The following is a 17,906-nucleotide window of genomic DNA, read 5'->3' as shown; positions in this document are numbered from 1 at the left end:
GCTGATCGGGGCGCCGGCACCACCCCGCAACCGCACCACCCCGCAACCGCACCACCCCGCAACCGCACCACCCCACCATCCATCGCCACGAGGGAAGCAGGACAGTCATGGTCGACGCCGTCATCGTCTCCACCGCCAGAACCCCGATCGGACGCGCCTACCGCGGCGCCTTCAACGACACGCAGGCCCAGGAGCTGGCCGGCCACGCGATCGCCCACGCCGTCGAGCGCGCCGGCGTCGACGGCGCGGAGGTCGACGACGTCATCATGGGCTCGGCCCTCCAACAGGGCAGCCAGAGCACGAACATCGGACGCCAGGCCGCCCTGCGCGCCGGCCTCCCCGTCACCGTGGCCGGGATGTCCGTCGACCGCCAGTGCGCCTCGGGGCTCATGGCGATCGCGACCGCGGCCAAGCAGATCATCGTCGACGGACAGTCGATCGCCGTCGGCGGCGGCGTCGAATCGATCTCGCTCGTCCAGAACGAGCACATGAACACCTTCCGGGCGAAGGATCCGTGGCTCGAGGAGAACGTGCCCGGCATCTACTACCCGATGCTCGCAACCGCGGAGATCGTCGCCGAACGCTACGGGGTCAGCCGCGAGGAGCAGGACGCCTACTCCCTCGAATCGCAGAAGCGCACCGCCGCCGCGCAGGCCGCCGGACGCTTCGACGCGGAGATCGTGCCGCTGCCCACGACGAAGGTCGTCGTCGACAAGGCGACGGGGGAGACCTCGACCGAAGAGGTCACGCTCACCCAGGACGAGGGCAACCGCCCCGAGACCACCCTCGAGGGCCTCGCCGGACTCAAGCCTGTCCTCGACCCCGGCGTCGCCTCGCAGCATCCGAGCGTCACCGCCGGCAACGCCTCCCAGCTCTCCGACGGCGCTTCGGCGGCCGTCCTCATGTCCGACACCGAGGCGTCCCGCCGCGGACTCAGCCCGCTCGGCATCTACCGCGGCATGGCCGTGGCCGGCGTGGCCCCGGACGAGATGGGCATCGGTCCCGTCTTCGCCGTGCCGAAGCTCCTCGAGCGTCACGGTCTGACGATCGACGACATCGGCCTCTGGGAGCTCAACGAGGCCTTCGCTGTCCAGGCCCTCTACTGCCGGGACCGGCTCGGCATCGACCCGGAACGCTACAACGTCGACGGCGGCGGCATCTCCGTCGGCCACCCCTACGGGATGACCGGGGCCCGCCTCGTCGGCCATGCCCTCATCGAAGGCAAGCGCCGCGGCGTCAAGTACGTCGTCGTGACGATGTGCATCGGCGGCGGGCAGGGTGCTGCCGGGCTCTTCGAAGTCGTCTGAGCCCGCCCCGTTCATCGCCGCCGCACCTGCGATTGGATAGACTCGCAGGCGTGGCAGCGATCGACAGGGACATACTTCGGCTGGCGCTGCCGGCTCTCGGCGCGCTCATCGCCGAACCGATCTTCCTGCTCACCGACACGGCCATGGTCGGCCACCTCGGCGCCGATGCCCTCGGATCACTCGCGATCGCCTCGACGATCCTCCAGACCGTGCTCGGACTGATGATCTTCCTCGCCTATGCGACGACTCCGCGGGTGGCCAAGCGGATGGGCGCCGGGGACATCCGCGGTGCCGTCGGGGCCGGCTTCGACGGCATCTGGCTCGCCCTCGTCACCTCGGTGGCGCTCCTCGTCGCCGGACTGCCGCTGCTGTCGACGGCGATCGCCGCGTTCGGACCGGCAGCCGCGGTCGCGTCCGGGGCACAGACATATCTGGCGATCTCGTGGTGGGGACTGCCGTTCATGCTCGTCGTCATCGCCGCGACCGGGCTGCTGCGCGGACTCCAGGACACCCGTACCCCGCTCGTCGTCGCCGCCGTCGGCTGTGTCGCGAACATCGGTCTCAACGCCCTCTTCATCTACGGCCTCGGCCTCGGCGTCGCCGGATCCGCGCTCGGCACCGTCGTCGCGCAGGCCGGCATGTGCGCCGTCTACCTCCTCATCAGCCTCCGCGCGGCCCGCCGCTTCCACGCGAGCTTCCGCCCCCACTGGGCCGGTGTCCTCTCCTCGGCGAAGACCTCCGGCTGGCTGCTCGTGCGCAACGCGAGCCTGCGTGCGTCCCTCATCGTCCTCGTCGTCCTCGCCACCGCAGCCGGCACGACGGAGCTCGCGGCGATCCAGGTCGCCCAGAGCCTCTTCTTCGCCCTCGCGCTCGCCCTCGACTCCCTCGCGATCGCCGGTCAGGCCCTCATCGGCCTCCAGCTCGGAGCGCGGAACGTCGAGGCCGTCGCCGCGATCAACCGCCGCCTCATCCTCTGGGGCATCGTCTTCGGGATCATCGTCGGGCTCGTCCTCTTCGCCGGCTCCGGCCTCATCCCGCGCGTCTTCTCCTCCGACCCCGCCGTCATCGCGACGCTGACCGGGCTCCTGCCGATCCTCGCCCTCGGCATGCCGATCGCCGGGTACGTCTTCGTCCTCGACGGGGTCCTCATGGGCGCCGAGGACGCCCGCTACCTCGCCCTGGCCCAGCTCGTCGCCGTCATCGGCTACGCCCTCGTCCTCATCCCCATCACCGCGCTGTGGCCGGGCGCGCTGGGACTGTGGGCGACCTTCTGCCTCGGCTTCATCGGCCTGCGCGCGCTCACCCTGGGCTGGCGCGTGCGCAACCACACCTGGATCCGCACCGCGGTAGAGAAGGGACTGACATGAGCGAGCACGATCTGCGCACCCGGATCCGGCCCCTGCCGGCCGACACCCCCGACGAGGTGTTCGTCCCCTTCGTCGACCTCGCCTTCAACTGGTCGATGGACAAGCCGACGATTCCGCGCGCCGAGCTCGTCGACCGACCCGATGCGCGGGCGTACTTCTCAGACTGGGGACGCCGAGGCGACCTCGCCGTGGCCTGCTACGACGAGGCCGGGGAGGAGATCGTCGGCCTTGCGTGGCTGCGCTATGCCGACCCCGCCGCGATCCCCGGCGACGAGGAGGCTCCCGCGGACGCGACGTTCATCGCCGGGCTCGAGCCCCACTCGACCGTCATCGCCTCGAGCGTCGTCGACGACGATTCCGAAGACGGCGGGGCCATCGCCGAGGTGGTCGAGGACGAATCGGGTCAGGCGGACTTCGTCGCCGAGGTCGGAGACGAGGCCGGTGAAGAGGCCACCGCGCCGTTCGCCGGCTACGGGTGGGTCGCCGCCGACATCCCGGAGCTCTCGATCGCCGTGCTCCCCGCCTACCAGGGGCAGGGGATCGGCGGGGCCCTCCTCGACGTCCTCCTCACGCTCGCCCGGCTCTCCAGGGTCCGCGCTGTCAGCCTCGCCGTCGAGGACGGCAACGGCGCCGCCCACCTCTACCGCAGCCGCGGATTCGCACCCGTCGGGCGCAGCGGCGACTCAGACCTGCTCGTGCGGCAGCTGGGGTAACGGCAGCGGCGGCAGTGCGGTCTCGGTCAGCCACGGACGAACCACCTCGGCGATGTCACGCCCTGACGTGCGCGAGACGCTGTCGATGAAATCCCTCGTCGTGACGTTGCCGTGCCGGTGCCGCGTCGTCCATTCGCGCACGCACGCGAAGAAGACGTCGTCGCCGAGGGTCAGCCGCAGAGCGTGGAGGGTGAGCGCCCCGCGCTTGTAGACGCGGTCGTCGAACATGTCGGGGCCCCCGGGATCGGCGAGCACGATGTCCTGCGGGGAGGCGCTGAGCGCCCGATGCCAGGTCCGGGCCCACTCGTCGGCGCTCATCAGCCCCGTCTCCTCCGACCACAGCCACTCGGCGTAGCACGCGAAGCCCTCGTTGAGCCAGATGTCCGACCAACTGTTCGGGGTGAGCGAATTGCCGAACCACTGGTGGGCCAACTCGTGGGCGACGAGCCGTTCGGCCTCCCATTCGGGGCCGAGGTGGTTGGGTCCGAGCACGGACAGCGGCTGCGACTCGAGCGGGATCTCGAGCTCCTCGTTCGTCACGACGACGTCGTAGCGGTCGAACGGGTAGGGACCGAAGCGGTCGACGAAGAGGGTCATCATCGCGTGCTGGACGGGCAGGCGCGCGACCGCGGTCTGCCAGGCCTCACCGGCGAAGACCGTCAGCGGCACGGGGCTCGGGGCGACACCGGGCGGGGCGGGCAGCTCGGCGCTGCGGTACCGGCCGATCTGCACGGTCGCAAGGTACGTCGCCAGCGGTGTCGTCGACTGGAACGTCCACGCCGTGCGTCCGGCCTTGCGGACCTTCTCGACGAGGTCGCCATTGGACACGACCGTGTACTCGGACTCCGTGAGCACCCGGATCCGGAACTTCGCCTTGTTCGAGGGATGGTCATTGCACGGGAACCACGTCGAGGCGCCGACGGGCTGACCGGCGACGAGGACGCCGTCCTCGAGCTCCTCCCAGCCGATGTCGCCCCACGTGCCGATCGCCGGCTGCGGATTGCCCTCGTAGGCGATGTCGATGCGCACCGGCTGGTTCTTCCCCAGCGCCTCGGTGCTCAGCCGCAGCTTCTTCCCGCGCAGCGAGTAGCGGACCTTGCGGCCGTTGACGCTCGCCTTCGTCACCCGCATCCCCGTGAGATCGAGGACGATCGTCGACGTCTCCGTGAGCACCCGGCCGGTCAGCCGCGCCTTCCCGGCCAACCGGTTGGGCCCGATCCGGTAGTCGAGGTCGATGTCATAGTGGTCGATGAGCAGATCCGCACTGCCGACGCCCGGCGTATAGGGATCAAGCATCGACGGGGTGCTCGACCGGGGCGCGCTCAGGGAGTTCAGGTGCATCCACCCAGGGTATGACAGGATTGCCGCTGAAGTACGCATGGGGCGGCACGAACTCGCCGCGCATGACGAGCGAGGTCGCCCCCACCGTCGCGTTCTGCCCGAGGGTCGCCGCGGGCAGGATGACGCTGTTGGGTCCGAGCGTCGCCCCGGCCTCGAGGGTGACCTCGTCGAGGCTCATCACCCGGTCGTGGAAGAGGTGGGTCTGGACGACGCAACCGCGGTTGACCGTCGAATTGTCGTCGAGGCGCACGAGGTCGGCCTCGGGCAGCCAGTACGACTCGCACCACACGCCGTGCCCGATCCTCGCCCCCATCGCGCGCAGGTACCACACGATCGCCGGGGTGCCCACGGCGTTGCGGGTGAACCAGGGGGCGGCGACGAGTTCGACGAAGCAATCGGCGACTTCGCCGCGCCAGATGAACGACGACCACAGCGGGTGGTCCCCGGGGCTGATCCGGCCGACGAAGACCCATTTCGCGATGACCGCCAAGCCCGCGGCCACTGCGCCGGCGACCATCATGACGACCCCGGAGGTGAGGAGGGCGAGCCCGACGGAGGCGAGGAAGCCGCCGGCCGGGGAGGCCGGTCCGCCGGGGACGCCGAGGAGGGCGATGATCGTGAGGATGACTGCGGCGACGAGCGCGCCGCCGACCATCACCGAGGTGATCCGCAGCGTCTCGAAGATGCCGCGGGCGATCTTCACGCCGAGCTTCGGGGCGTAGGTGAGCGCTTCGTCGGCGTCGACGGCGGCCCGGCGCAGCTGCACCGGGGGAGACCCGAGCCACGAGGAGCCCTTCTTCGCCTTCGCCGGGGCTGCCGAGAGCACGGCGACGAGCGCGTTCTTCGGCACCCGCCTGCCCGGTGAGGCGATGCCCGAGTTGCCGAGGAACGCCCGTTTGCCGACCTTCGCCCGGCCCGCGCGCATCCACCCGTGGCCGAGTTCGTAGCTCGCGACCATCGTGTCGTCGGCGAGGAAGGCGCCGGCGGCGATCGTCGTCATCTTCGGGACGAAGACGACGGTGGAGATCTCCGTGCCGGGACCGACCTTGGCCCCGAGCGCCCGCAGCCACCATGGGGTGAGCATCGAGGCGTAGAGGGGGAAGAGGAGGTCGCGGGCGAGGTCGAGGAGACGCTCGGTCGCCCACACCCGGTAGCCGCGGGCCGACCGGACGGGGAACTCGCCCTCCTCCATGCCGATGGCGAGGACGCGCACGGAGATGAGGATGAACAAGGCCGTGCAGACGAACCACACGCAGGCGAGCACCGGTGACCACGCGAGGACGAGCCACGGGTTCTCGACGACGGAGATGCCGGAGACGGCGACCATGAGGAGGAGCCCCGGCACCGCGGCGAGGTAGGGCAGGGCGGCGTTGAACTGGGAGCCGGCGGCGTAGAAGAGGAACGGCAGGCGACGGCGCTGCGGCGGGGCGGGCCACGTCTTCTTCGCCTTGCCGATGCGCACGGCCGGGGAGCCCGAGTAGATCTGGTTGCGCCGCACCTTGCCGGTCACCGCGGAACCGGCTTCGACGAGCGCCCCGGCACCGATCTGCGTCCCGGGCATGAGCGTCGACCGGGCGCCGACAGTCGCGTTCTCCCCGACGACGATCGTGCCGATGCGCAGGAGGTCACCATCGACCCACCAGCCCTTGAGGTCGACCTCGGGTTCGATCGCCGCACCCCCTTCGAGGGTGAGGAAACCGGTGACCGGCGGGGCGGAATGGAGGTCCGCGTCGGGGCCGATGCGGTTGCCGAGCAGCTTCGCGTACCACCCCACCCAGGGGGCGCTGGCGACGGAGACGGCAGCGGCGAGGTCGGCGATGTGCTCGGCGAGCCACAGCCGCTTGTGCACCCAGCCCGAGCGCGGATAGACGCCCGGTTTCAGCCCGGCGAGGAGCAGGCGCGCGGCGCCGGCGGAGATGAGCATCCGCCCCCACGCGGTGACGAAGACGAGGAAGAGGGTGATGACGACCGGCCACGGCGTCCGGGGCACGTCGGCGCCGAGGAGGTTCGCGAGGTTGGCGAGCACCATGGCGATGACGACCCACCGCACCCCGCCGAGGATGTGGACGGGGATCGCGAGCAGCGTCTGGAACGCCTGCATGCCCTTCGACGTCCGCCCGATCTCCCGGATCGGTCCGGGAGCGGCGGCCCCGTCGTCGCCGAGGCAGAGAGTGGCCAGCGCACCGAAGCGCGGGTGGGCGTAGATGTCGCCGACGGTGACGCTCGGGTGCTGGCCGCGCAGCCGGGACACGAGCTGGGCGGCGGCGAGGCTGCCGCCGCCGACCGTGAAGAAGTCCGTGTCCGCACCCGGGCGGGATCCGAGGACCGCCGTCCACTGGTCGGCGATCCATTCGGTGGCGGGGTCGAACACCTCGGTGCTGTCCGCGGTCTCCGCCTCCCCGCCCATCGGCCACGGCAGGGCGGCGCGGTCGACCTTGCCCGAGGTCTTCGTCGGCAGCTCGTCGATGAGGGCGAGGCGGGGGACGAGCGCGGCCGGCAGTTCGGCGCGCAGCGCCTCCTCCCACGCGGGGATCCGCGCCTGCGCGTCCGGGGCGGCGCTTGCGAGGTAGCCGACGAGGATGTCCGTGCCCGCCGGGGTCGTCTTCACCGCTGCCGCCGCGCCCTCGACGCCGGCCAGTGCCTGGAGGGCGGCGTCGATCTCACCGAGTTCGATGCGGCGACCGCCGAGTTTGATCTGCTCGTCGGCGCGGCCGACGAAGATGAGGCCGGCGGGATCGTTGACGACGAGGTCGCCGGACCGGTAGGCGCGCTCCCAGCCGAGACTCGGCATGGGCGCGTACTTCTCCGCGTCCTTGGCCGGATCGAGGTAGCGGGCCAGGCCGACGCCGCCGATGATGAGCTCACCGGTCTCACCCTCGGCCACGGGGGCGCCGGCGGAGTCGACGACGGCGAGCGACCAGCCGTCGAGCGGCAGGCCGATGCGGATCGGCTCGGTCCCGTCGAGGAGGGCCGCGCAGGCGACGACGGTCGCCTCGGTGGGGCCGTACGTGTTCCACACCTCGCGGCCCTCGTCGCTGAGGCGGCGGGCGAGTTCGGGGGGACAGGCCTCGCCGCCGAAGATGAGGAGGCGCACGGCGTCGAGGCTCTCGGCCGGCCACAGGGCGGCGAGCGTGGGCACCGTCGAGACGACGGTGATGCCGCGCGAGGACAGCCACGGCCCGAGGTCCATGCCGGACTTGACGAGGGCGCGCGGGGCGGGGACGAGGCAGGCCCCGTGCCGCCACGCCAGCCACATCTCCTCACAGCTGGCATCGAAGGCGACGGAGAGACCGGCGAGCACGCGGTCACCGGGACCGAGCGGCTCCTCGGCGAGGAAAAGGGCCGCCTCGGCGTCGACGAACGCGGCAGCCGAGCGGTGGGAGACGGCCACGCCCTTCGGGGTGCCCGTCGATCCGGAGGTGAAGATCACCCAGCAGTCGTCGTCGGGCGTCGGCCCGCGCATCTCGGTGCGCTCGAGCGGACCCCGCGCGGTGCGGGCCTCGATCGCCCGGCCCTCGGTGATCACCCCGGTCACGGCCGCCTCGGCGAACACGGTGCGGGCCCGCTCATCGGGGTCGTCGACGTCGACGGGGACGTAGGCGGCACCGAGCATCATCGTTGCGAGGATCGCGACGTAGAGGTCGACGGACCCCGACGGCACACGCACCCCCACCTTGTCACCGGGACCGATGCCCGCCTCGGCGAGGCGGAGGGCGAGATCGCGGATGTCGGCGATGAGCTCGGAGTAGCTGAGCACGATCCTGCCGTCGTCGATCGCGGGCTGGTCGCCGTGGGCGCCCGCAGTCTCCAGGAGCACATCGATGAGGGTGCGATCCTCGCGGGGGCGGGGCTGGGCAGGGAATTGCGCGGCGTGTTCTGTCACAGTACTTCCGGATCGAGCTGCCAGGTCGACGCCGTGAGCGCCGACTGAGTATTCGCTGATGATCTTAACCGGAGAAGGTGTCGGGCACGTGAACGCCGGTATGACGTGGAACACGGTGACGTGATAGATGTGAAGGATCACGGGGATCGGTCGGCCGGTCCCGCTGCGACACCATTCCACGATGCTGAGGAGAGCGCCCATGGTCACGGTTTTCACGAACGCGAAGGTCTTCGACGGCACCCGGTTCGTCCCCGGACGGCGCGATGTCGTCGTCGACGGCGATCGGATCACCGCGATCACCGAGGCGGGGCAGGGGTCCCACAACGCCGACGACGAATTCGTCGACGCCACCGATCGCACGCTCGTGCCCGGCATCATCGACTGCCACGTCCATCTCATGAGCGCAGGCGCGGCGAACGTCTCGGCCTTCCACGACCCGTTCTCCCTCCAGTTCTACAACTCCGTGCGGCACATGGCCGACACGCTCGCCGGCGGGGTGACGACGGTCCGCGACGCCGGAGGCACCGACCTCGGGACGAAGACGGCCGTCGAGACCGGGGTCGTGCCCGGGCCGCGGCTGACGATCGCCGTCAACATCATGTCCCAGACCGGCGGGCACGGCGACAACCACCTCGTCTCCGGGGCCGAGTCCCCGTTCCTCGCCGCCCACCCCGGTCGCCCCTCGGGGGTCGCCGACGGTGTCGAAGGGGTGCAGAGGAAGGCCCGTGAGCTGCTCCGGGCCGGCGCCGACCACATCAAGATCTGCTCGACCGGCGGGGTCCTCTCCCCGCGGGACGATCCGCGGCACTCCCAGTTCTCCGACGCTGAGATCGCGATGATCGTCGCCGAGGCGACCGCCCAGGGCGCGCACGTCATGTCCCATGCGCAGGGCGCACCGGGGATCAAGGCCGCGGTGCGCGCCGGTGTCCGCTCGATCGAGCACGGCATCTACCTCGACGACGAGGCGATCGACCTCATGCTCGAGCACGGCACGTTCCTCGTCCCCACCCTTCAGGCGCCGCGGGCCGTCATCAAGGCCGCCGAGGCGGGGGCGAACATGCCGCAGTCGGTCATCGACAAGGCGAAGGCCGTCATCGACGCCCACCACGATTCGATCGTGCGCGCCCACGAGGCGGGGGTGCGGATCGCGATGGGCACTGACGCCGGAGTCGGCCCGCACGGGGAGAACCTCGAGGAGATCAGCCTGCTCGCCGGCGCCGGACTCTCCGGGGCCGAGGCGCTCGCCGCCGGCACCTCGGTGGCCGCCGACCTCCTCGGGCACGACGACCGGGGGCGCATCGCTGCTGACCTCCTCGCCGACCTCGTCCTCGTCGACGGGGACCTCAGCACCGACGACGTCCGCGGCATCGAGGACCGGGTGGACCAGGTGTGGCTCGGGGGCGTGCGCGTGTGAGCGGGTGCGGCCCGGCGGCTGTCGGGATGAGGTGGCTGTGAGCGCCTGAGATGGCCCGTCTCGCCGCACCTCAGGTTAGGGCGGACTAACCTGGGATGCCGTAGACTCGAAGGGTGAGCACGAAGAGCACCCGGCACGGTGAGGCGCAGCGCCGATGAACCCCCTCGACTGGTCGTTCCCCGTCGCCGTCACGTGGCTCATCCTCTTCGGCATCATCCTCGCCCGCGCCGGCGGCACCTACCTGCTCGGGCGTCTCGCCCGCAACGGCATCCGCCGCATCGACCGCGTCGACCGGCTCATGTCGGGACGGAAGTACCGCAGGGCCGAGGCGATGATCAACCGCTACGGCTCGCCGATCGTTGCGCTGAGCTTCCTCACGGTCGGGCTCCAGACAGTCGTCAACCTCGCTGCCGGCACCTCGGGGATGAGCGCGCGCCGGTACATTCCGGCGCTCATCATCGGCGGTTCGGCGTGGGCGCTCGTCTACTCGACCGTCGGCTTCCTCGGCTTCCAGGCGCTGGCGAAGGCCTACGCGCTCGCCCCCGGGCTGACGGTCGGGCTCGTCGCGTGCTTCGTGCTCGCGATCGCCGGTCTCATCATCGGCCTCAAGCGCAAAGACGACCCTGTTGAGGCGGGCGCTGTTGAGGAGGGCGCTGGAGGTGACGCTGACGCGGCCGGCGAGGGAGATGCTGCGGACGCTGGCAACCCTGCGGTAGCCGGCGATGCCGACGCTGGTCACGCCGACGCCGGCGATGGTCACGCCGACGCCAGTGACTTCAGTGACACCGGCGACTCCGGTGAGGCGCGCGCCGGGCAGGCACGGTCCTCCCACGCATCCGACGACAACGCGTGACCACCTCGGCGTTCGCGGTTGTGCGCCGCGCTCATGGCGGTGACTGTGATTCTGCGCCACGCTCATGGCGATGCCTGAGGTTCTGCGCCGCGCTCATGGCGATTTCGAGCCCGGATTCACCCTGGAGGTGGCGCACTTTCGCCGTGGATGTGGCGCACACGCCCGAGCAGTGGTGGCGCACACGACCCAGGAGTCGGGACCACGGGGCTGCGCGACCGCCTCGGCGCGGGTGACCTCTCACCACCTCGGCGAGGGTGCGCGCGGACCTCGCGGTGAGGGCTGTGAGGGTCAGGGCTTGTGGGTGGGGGAGGCGTCCTCGCTCATGTCCTCGAGTTCGATGCCCTTCGTCTCCGGCACCTTCCACCACACGAAGAAGAAGGATAGGACGGCGAAGAACGCGTAGAAGCCGTACGCGAAGGTGAGGCTGATGTCGGCGAAGATCGGGAACGTCGTCGAGATCGCGAAGTTCGCGACCCACTGAGCTGCCGCGGCGACGGCGAGGGCGGCGGCGCGGATCCGGTTGGGGAACATCTCGCCTAGGAGGACCCAGGTCAGCGGACCCCACGTCGCGCCGAAGCCGACGACGAAGACATTCGCGGAGATGAGGGCGATGACCGACCAGGGGGCGCCGAGCTCGGCGCTCGTCGTGCCGTCGGCGGCGGTGACGAGTTCGGCGAAGGAGAACGCGATCGCCATCATCGCCAGTGACACGCCCATGAGCAGGGAACCGGCGAGGAGCATCTTGCGGCGCCCGACCCGGTCGACGAGGAGGATTGCGACGATCGTCACGACGATGTTCGTCACCGAGGTGATGACCGAGGTGAGCAGGGCGCTCGACTCGTCGAAGCCGACGGACCTCCACAGGGTCGTCGAGTAGTAGAAGATGACGTTGATGCCGACGAACTGCTGGAAGACCGACAGCAGGATGCCGATCCACACGATCGGCTTGAGGCCGAACCGCTTGCCGATGAGGTCGCGGAATGACTCGCGCTCCTCGCGCTTGAGTGACTCGCGGATGCGGTCGATGAGGGCATCGGTGTCGACGACGCCGGTGAAGTCGCGCAGCACCTTCGCCGCCTCCTCCTCGCGTCCACGGGCGACGAGGAAGCGCGGGGACTCCGGCAGTCCGAGGGCGGAGAGACCGTAGATGAGGGCCGGGATCGCCTCGACCATGAACATCCACCGCCACGTGTCGATGCCGAACCAGAACGGGGCCGACGCCCCACCGGAGACCGTGGCGAGCAGCGCGTTGGACAGCAGCGCGGCGAAGATGCCGGAGACGATCGCGAGCTGCTGGAGGGATCCGAGGCGTCCGCGCACGCGGGCGGGGGAGACCTCGGCGATGTACGCGGGTGCGATGACGGAGGCCGCCCCGACGCCGAGGCCGCCGACCATGCGCCAGATGATGAGGTCGGTGACGCCGAAGGCGAGACCCGAGCCGATCGCGGAGATGAAGAAGAGGATCGCGGCGACAACCATAACGGGCAGGCGACCGAAGCGGTTGGCGAGCGATCCCGCGAACCACGCACCGACGGCGCAGGCGATGAGCGCCGAGGAGACGGCGAAGCCCTTGAGGAACGCATCGAGACCGAAGTCGGTGGCCAGGGCGTCGACGGCGCCGTTGATGACCGCCGTGTCGAAGCCGAAGAGGAACCCGCCGAGGGCGGCGGCGATCGAGATGCCGATGATGCGGGAGGACACCCGCTCCATTCCGTGCAGCCGGTTGTCGGCTGGGTTCTGAGACGAGGACACGGGAGGTCTCCTTGGATGATTCGGTCGCCCGGAACCGATCATCCCGGGTGCTGTGCGTCACCCAGGGTACGCCAGGTCGGCGGGCACAGGCGACTGCCGCGCTGCCGTGTCCGCAGCAGTCCTCACGCGTGGCTCGCGATCGCGGGCGGGAGGGATCGATAGGGTGGGGACCATTGTGCCGGCCGGTGACGGATCGCAGCGACCCGACCGGCACCGCTGCAGTCCGGGACAGTGGGCCGGGGCACAGGAGTCCGGGACAGTGGGCCGGGCACAGCAGGCCGGGGAGCATGGGAGGAGAGACTGTGGGACAGCGGAGCACGCCGGGGTTCGCGGGCATTGCGGGAGCGGGCATCTACTTCTCGTCCAACGGCGCCGCGTTCGCCGCGCTCCTGCCGTGGTATCCGCTCCTCATCACTCGGCTGGGTCTGAGCGCGTGGGAGTTCGGACTCGTCGTCGCCTCCTTCGCCATCGGCGCGATCGCCTCCTCAGTCCTGCCGGCCCGGCTCATCGGACGCTTCGGCGCGAATGCGGTCGTCGTCGGCGGCACCGTCCTCCTCGTCGCGTTCGTCGCGCTCACCGGCTGGTCGACGAGCGGCTGGATGATGGCCGGCTGCCTCTTTCTCGTCGGAGTCTGCGACGCCGTCGTCGACGTCGCACAGAACGTCGTCGGCATCGGCGTCCAGGAGAACCGGTCGCGGATCATCCTCTCCTCGATGCATGCCCTGTGGAGCCTCGGCGGTCTGCTCAGCGGTGCGCTCGCGACCGCGGCCGCGGCGGCGGGCATGGACATCCGACTGCACCTTCTCCTCGTCGCAGTCGGCTGCATCGTCCTCGTCATCATCGGGCGGTGGCTCATCGGAGGGGAGGGCAGGCAGTGGGGCAGGCGCATCATCGACGACGCCGAGGCGGCCCGTGCACCGGCCCCGGGACCCGGGCGCAAGCGCCGGATCCTCCTCGCCGCGCTGCCGTTGGCGATCGTAGCAGTCTGCGGGACCGCGGTCGAGGACATCGCGAACAACTGGGCGGCGCTCGCCGCCGTCGACATCGCAGGTCTGCCGGTGACGATGGCCGGGATCGGCTTCAGCATCGTCATCGGCAGCCAATGCGTCGGCCGTTTCTCCGGCGATGTCCTCGTCGGACGGTTCGGGGCGGGACGGATCGCCCGCCTCGGCGGCGTTCTCATCGCTCTCGGAGGACTCGGGGCGGCCACTGCGGTCGAACCCGTGCAGCTGCTGGTCTCGCTCGCCGCGCTCGGATACGGCTCGGCGACGCTCGTGCCCGGCGCGCTCAGTGCCGCCTCACGCCTTCCCGGAGCCGGGCGGGCGGCCGGGGTGACGCTCGTCAACTGGATCATGCGCATCGGGTTCATGGCGACGAGTCCGCTCGTCGGGGTCATCGCCACCGCGACCAACCTGCGCTGGGGCCTCGGGCTGCTCGTCCTCATCGGGGCGGCGACCGTGGTCTTCGCCGGACGCCTCGACGGTGAGCGGCAGCGGGAGGACTGACCGCGCAGGGGAGCTCGTCCGGGGTTCCGGCGCCGCCGAGAACGGACACGGCGTCGTCGTGCCTACGGCCGCGAGGGGCGCACACGGGCACCGAGGAAGCACCGGAGGGCGAGCGTGCGGAGGGAAATCGAAAGGAAATGAAAAATGTGCCGCGACTTCAGTCGCGACACATTCGATCGGTCGGGCTAGCGGGATTTGAACCCACGACCTCTTCACCCCCAGTGAAGCGCGCTACCAAGCTGCGCCATAGCCCGTTGCTCAGCACCCGTGCCGGGGCAACGTGGTCAAGCCTATAACGATCGCTCCCGAACTTCCAAAATTGCGGTTCGTGACCTTCGACAAACTAGTATCATCCCAGGTAGTCACCTGAGAGGCAGGGGTCTGCTGACTTGTCGTCAGAGGGTCAGTAACATTTCTGTTTCGTGATTGTTATGTAAGCACTCCAGGCGGCTATGCTTGGAACACCGACAAGCTGGAGGAGTCGACATGGCGGAACTGGATTTTCCAGTCTCTTACCTATACTCACGGGACCACGAATGGGTCCACACCACGGAGAACAACGTCGTCTACCGTGTGGGTATCACCGATTTCGCCCAGTCCCAGCTGGGCGACGTCGTCTATGTCGACCTGCCCGCAGTCGGAGATTCGATCACCCAGGGTGACTCCTGCGGAGAGGTGGAGAGCACGAAGAGCGTCTCCGACCTCATCGCTCCTCTGTCCGGCACCATCACCGAGATCAACGAAGCGCTCTCCGACAAACCCGAGACCGTCAACTCCTCTCCCTATGAGGACGGCTGGATGTACCTCGTCGAGGCGAGCGATCCCGAACAGGTGATGGGCCTGTTGGACGAGGAGCAGTACCATAAGCTCGTGCAGAGCGAGGAGGCATAATGTCGCAGAACAATGACCAAGGGCGCCGGAATCCCTCGCAGCCGTGGTACGACAACGGAGAAGTTCCGCAGTCGAAGAAGTTCCCCTTCGGCACCGGAAACGATGGTGCCGACCAGGATCAGGGCCGTGACGGTCGTGGCAACACGCCTGCCTACGGACAGCCGCCGGTACAGGATGCGCCCGCAGCGCCGAACTTCGGCCAGAACCAGCCGCAGCAGAACCAGGGCGACTCCGGACACGGTCGGCACGCCGACCACCCGACGGGCGAGCAGCCTCCCGGCCGGTACGGCCAGCAGGACGACTACACCCAGCAGGGTCAGTATCAGCCGCAGGACTATGACCAGCAGGGTCAGTACGCGCAGCAGGGCTATAACCAGCAGGGTGGCTCGCAGGGTTCGTACGATCAGCAGGGGTACAGCCTGCAGTCCGGCGGCCAGCAGGGCTACGACCCGCGTGACCAGCAGAACCAGGGCGGACAGCCGCAGGGTGGCCAGCAGTATCCGGGCGCGCAGAATGCCGGCGACTCGGGTCAGCAGCCGTTCCAGGGCATCCTCGATCCGCACACGGGTGAGATCCACCCCGTGCCGGACCTCGACGGCCTCCAGGACACCGATGCACTCCTCGTCGTCGTGTCGGGACCGGACTCCGGTTCGCAGATCCTGCTCGACACGGATGTCGTCACGGTGGGCCGCAGCCCGAATGCCGACATCTTCCTCGACGACGTCACTGTGTCGCGCAAGCACGCTGAATTCATTCGCACGCCGAGCGGATTCACCCTGCGCGACACCGGGTCGCTCAACGGCACGTATGTCGGTCGTCAGCTCATCGACTCCATCGAACTGCAGAACGGCGCGGACGTGCAGATCGGGAAGTTCAGAATGATCTTCCAGCAGCGCCCGCGCTCCTGACCGGGGGATAATGTCAAACGTCGAAGTTGAGGTTGTCGGTGTGCGCATCGAAATGCCCGCCAACCAACCGATCCTTTTGCTCAAGGCCAATGAGCCCGCCTACTATCTGCCGATCTGGGTGGGTGCGATCGAAGCGAATGCGCTCTCGATCGCGCAGCGGGGCCTGACCCCGCCGCGGCCGATGGCCCATGCTCTGCTCCTCGACGTGCTCGCCGCCCATGACGACGAACTCGCCGATGTGACCATCACCGGTCGCGACGGACAGATCTTCCTCGCCGAACTCCACACCGAGGACGGCAAGACGATCTCCGCGCGCCCCTCGGACGCCGTGACCCTGGCCCTGACGGCAGAGTGCCCGGTCTACGTCGACTCCGATCTCCTCAAAGACGCCGGCATCGAAGCTCCCGAAGCAGACGAAGAGGAAGTCGCCCAGTTCCGCGACTTCCTCGACAACGTCTCCGCGGAGGACTTCGAGACCGGTGACGAAACGTAACGAAAGAACTGAAGTGAGCCTTCATATCGATCCGGTTTTCGCCCACACGGACATCGCCGCAGCCGGCACCGACGACCTCAGCGGTCTCGATGACTGGCGGACGATGGATGCGAAGCAGCAACCGACGTATCTCGATGCCGAAGCGCTCGAAGACTCCCTCGAGAAGCTGCGCAGCTACCCGCCGCTCATCTTCGCCGGGGAAGCCGACGTGCTCAAGCAGCGGATCGCCGCAGCCTCCCGCGGTGAGGCCTTCGTCCTCGCCGGCGGCGACTGCGCCGAATCCTTCGCCGGTGCCCAGGCGGACAAGATCCGTGCCCGCGTCCAGACGGTGCTCCAGATGGCGGCCGTGCTCACCTACGGCGGTTCGATGCCGGTCGTCAAGATCGGCCGCATGGCCGGGCAGTTCGCCAAGCCGCGGTCCGCGGACATGGAGACCCGCGACGGCGTCACGCTGCCCTCGTTCCGCGGCGACATCGTCAACGGCTACGAATTCACCGAGGAGTCGCGCCGGCACGACCCGAACCGCCTGCTCCAGGGCTACCACGTCTCCTCCTCGACGCTCAATCTCATCCGCGCCTTCACGCAGGGCGGTTTTGCCGATCTGCGGCTCGTCCACGAATGGAACCGCGGCTTCCTCACGTCGAACCCCGGCTACCAGCGCTACGAGCAGACCGCCCGGGAGATCGATCGGGCGATCCGGTTCATGGACGCCTGCGGCGCCGACTTCGATGCGCTGCGCACGACGGAGTTCTACTCCGCCCACGAGGCGCTCCTCCTCGAATACGAACGAGCGCTGACCCGCATCGACTCGCGCACCGGACTGCCCTACGACGTCTCCGGCCACTTCCTGTGGATCGGGGAGCGGACACGGGAGATCGACGGCGCCCACGTCGACTTCCTCTCGAAGGTGCAGAACCCGATCGGCGTCAAGCTCGGCCCGACGGCGACCGCCGCCGATGCCCTGGCGCTGGCCGAGAAGCTCGACCCGAACGCGGAGCCCGGACGACTCACCTTCGTCACCCGCATGGGTGCCGGCAAGATCAACGACGTCCTGCCCGAACTCCTCGCCGGCATCGGCGACCAGCTGCCGCACGTCACGTGGGTCAGCGACCCGATGCACGGGAATACGATCACCTCGAGCACGGGATACAAGACCCGACGCTTCGAGGACGTCATGGCCGAGGTCGAGGGCTTCTTCGCCGCGCACCAGGAGGCCGGCACGGTCCCCGGCGGTCTCCACATCGAACTCACCGGTGACGACGTCACCGAGATCATGGGCGGGGCGACGGAGATCGACGACGAAGGCCTGCGCCGCCGCTACGAGACGCTCGTCGACCCGCGCCTCAACCACGACCAATCGCTCGAGATGGCGTTCCAGGTCGCAGAGTACCTCACGCGCCGCAGCTGAGTCTGCGCTGCAGCTGAGTCCGCACCGCAGCGTGCGGTACCCAGTGGGGGACGCGGCCGCCACAGGCCCCT

Annotated in this window: 13 protein-coding genes and 1 tRNA gene; 10 read left to right on the top strand and 4 right to left on the bottom strand. The window is 69.4% G+C overall.

Going from position 1 to position 17,906, the window contains the following annotated elements; translation table 11 throughout:
• The first annotated feature begins 107 nt into the window (after window positions 1-107).
• Genes FFS20_RS14235 through FFS20_RS14225 form a run of 3 tightly spaced genes read left to right on the top strand, consistent with a single transcriptional unit; the run spans window position 108 to window position 3,387 of the window.
• A complete protein-coding gene (locus FFS20_RS14235; RefSeq protein WP_137826483.1) occupies window positions 108-1,307 on the top strand; it encodes an acetyl-CoA C-acyltransferase in 1,200 nt (399 codons plus the stop codon).
• Between the two features lie 50 nt (window positions 1,308-1,357).
• A complete protein-coding gene (locus FFS20_RS14230) occupies window positions 1,358-2,674 on the top strand; it encodes an MATE family efflux transporter (RefSeq protein ID WP_137826482.1) in 1,317 nt (438 codons plus the stop codon).
• Window positions 2,671-3,387, top strand: coding sequence for a GNAT family N-acetyltransferase (locus FFS20_RS14225; RefSeq protein WP_137826481.1), 717 nt, complete (start codon window positions 2,671-2,673; stop codon window positions 3,385-3,387). Before FFS20_RS14230 ends, FFS20_RS14225 begins: the two co-directional genes overlap by 4 nt.
• Here the strand turns inward: FFS20_RS14225 and FFS20_RS14220 are convergent.
• Window positions 3,358-4,728 carry a M1 family metallopeptidase gene (locus FFS20_RS14220; protein WP_249356870.1) on the bottom strand — a complete coding sequence of 457 codons (1,371 nt, stop codon included), beginning with the start codon at window positions 4,726-4,728 and terminating at the stop codon, window positions 3,358-3,360. The genes FFS20_RS14225 and FFS20_RS14220 overlap by 30 nt on opposite strands.
• Window positions 4,676-8,611: a Pls/PosA family non-ribosomal peptide synthetase gene (locus FFS20_RS14215; RefSeq protein WP_137826480.1), complete on the bottom strand. Its 3,936-nt coding sequence runs from the start codon at window positions 8,609-8,611 to the stop codon at window positions 4,676-4,678. The genes FFS20_RS14220 and FFS20_RS14215 overlap by 53 nt, the downstream gene beginning before the upstream one ends.
• 199 nt (window positions 8,612-8,810) lie before the next feature.
• On the opposite strand from FFS20_RS14215, the gene FFS20_RS14210 reads away from it, so the two are divergent.
• Window positions 8,811-10,025, top strand: a complete 1,215-nt coding sequence (locus FFS20_RS14210; protein ID WP_137826479.1) for an amidohydrolase family protein — start codon at window positions 8,811-8,813, stop codon at window positions 10,023-10,025.
• Window positions 10,026-10,179: 154 nt separating this feature from the next.
• A complete protein-coding gene (locus FFS20_RS14205) occupies window positions 10,180-10,878 on the top strand; it encodes a VTT domain-containing protein (protein WP_249356869.1) in 699 nt (232 codons plus the stop codon).
• A 288-nt stretch (window positions 10,879-11,166) separates the two neighbouring features.
• Here the strand turns inward: FFS20_RS14205 and FFS20_RS14200 are convergent, their stop codons facing one another.
• A complete protein-coding gene (locus FFS20_RS14200; RefSeq protein ID WP_171007096.1) occupies window positions 11,167-12,588 on the bottom strand; it encodes a sugar porter family MFS transporter in 1,422 nt (473 codons plus the stop codon).
• Window positions 12,589-12,932: 344 nt separating this feature from the next.
• Between FFS20_RS14200 and FFS20_RS14195 the strand changes: the two genes are divergently transcribed.
• The gene (locus FFS20_RS14195) at window positions 12,933-14,135 is read left to right on the top strand and encodes an MFS transporter (RefSeq protein ID WP_249356868.1); all 1,203 of its coding nucleotides are present in this window, start codon (window positions 12,933-12,935) and stop codon (window positions 14,133-14,135) included.
• Window positions 14,136-14,315: 180 nt separating this feature from the next.
• Here FFS20_RS14195 and FFS20_RS14190 read toward each other — a convergent pair.
• Window positions 14,316-14,389: transfer RNA gene (locus tag FFS20_RS14190), tRNA-Pro, on the bottom strand.
• Window positions 14,390-14,621: 232 nt separating this feature from the next.
• On the opposite strand from FFS20_RS14190, the gene gcvH reads away from it, so the two are divergent.
• From gcvH to FFS20_RS14170, 4 genes are read left to right on the top strand one after another with little or no spacing between them, the layout of a single operon-like run.
• Window positions 14,622-15,026: a glycine cleavage system protein GcvH gene (gcvH, locus tag FFS20_RS14185; protein WP_137826477.1), complete on the top strand. Its 405-nt coding sequence runs from the start codon at window positions 14,622-14,624 to the stop codon at window positions 15,024-15,026.
• Entirely contained in the window at window positions 15,026-15,934 is a 909-nt protein-coding gene (locus tag FFS20_RS18525; RefSeq protein ID WP_171007095.1) for an FHA domain-containing protein, read from the top strand. The genes gcvH and FFS20_RS18525 overlap by 1 nt, the downstream gene beginning before the upstream one ends.
• A gap of 40 nt (window positions 15,935-15,974) precedes the next feature.
• Window positions 15,975-16,427: a bifunctional nuclease family protein gene (locus FFS20_RS14175; protein WP_249356867.1), complete on the top strand. Its 453-nt coding sequence runs from the start codon at window positions 15,975-15,977 to the stop codon at window positions 16,425-16,427.
• Window positions 16,428-16,452: 25 nt separating this feature from the next.
• Window positions 16,453-17,835 (top strand): class II 3-deoxy-7-phosphoheptulonate synthase, encoded by a 1,383-nt coding sequence (locus tag FFS20_RS14170; protein ID WP_283202135.1) that lies wholly within the window; start codon window positions 16,453-16,455, stop codon window positions 17,833-17,835.
• Window positions 17,836-17,906: the final 71 nt, after the last annotated feature.

The organism is Brevibacterium sp. 2SA, from assembly GCF_005502845.1.
Taxonomy (GTDB): Bacteria; Actinomycetota; Actinomycetes; order Actinomycetales; family Brevibacteriaceae; genus Brevibacterium.
Note: the sequence above shows the minus strand (reverse complement) of the source record. Positions and strands in the feature narration are given on the sequence as shown.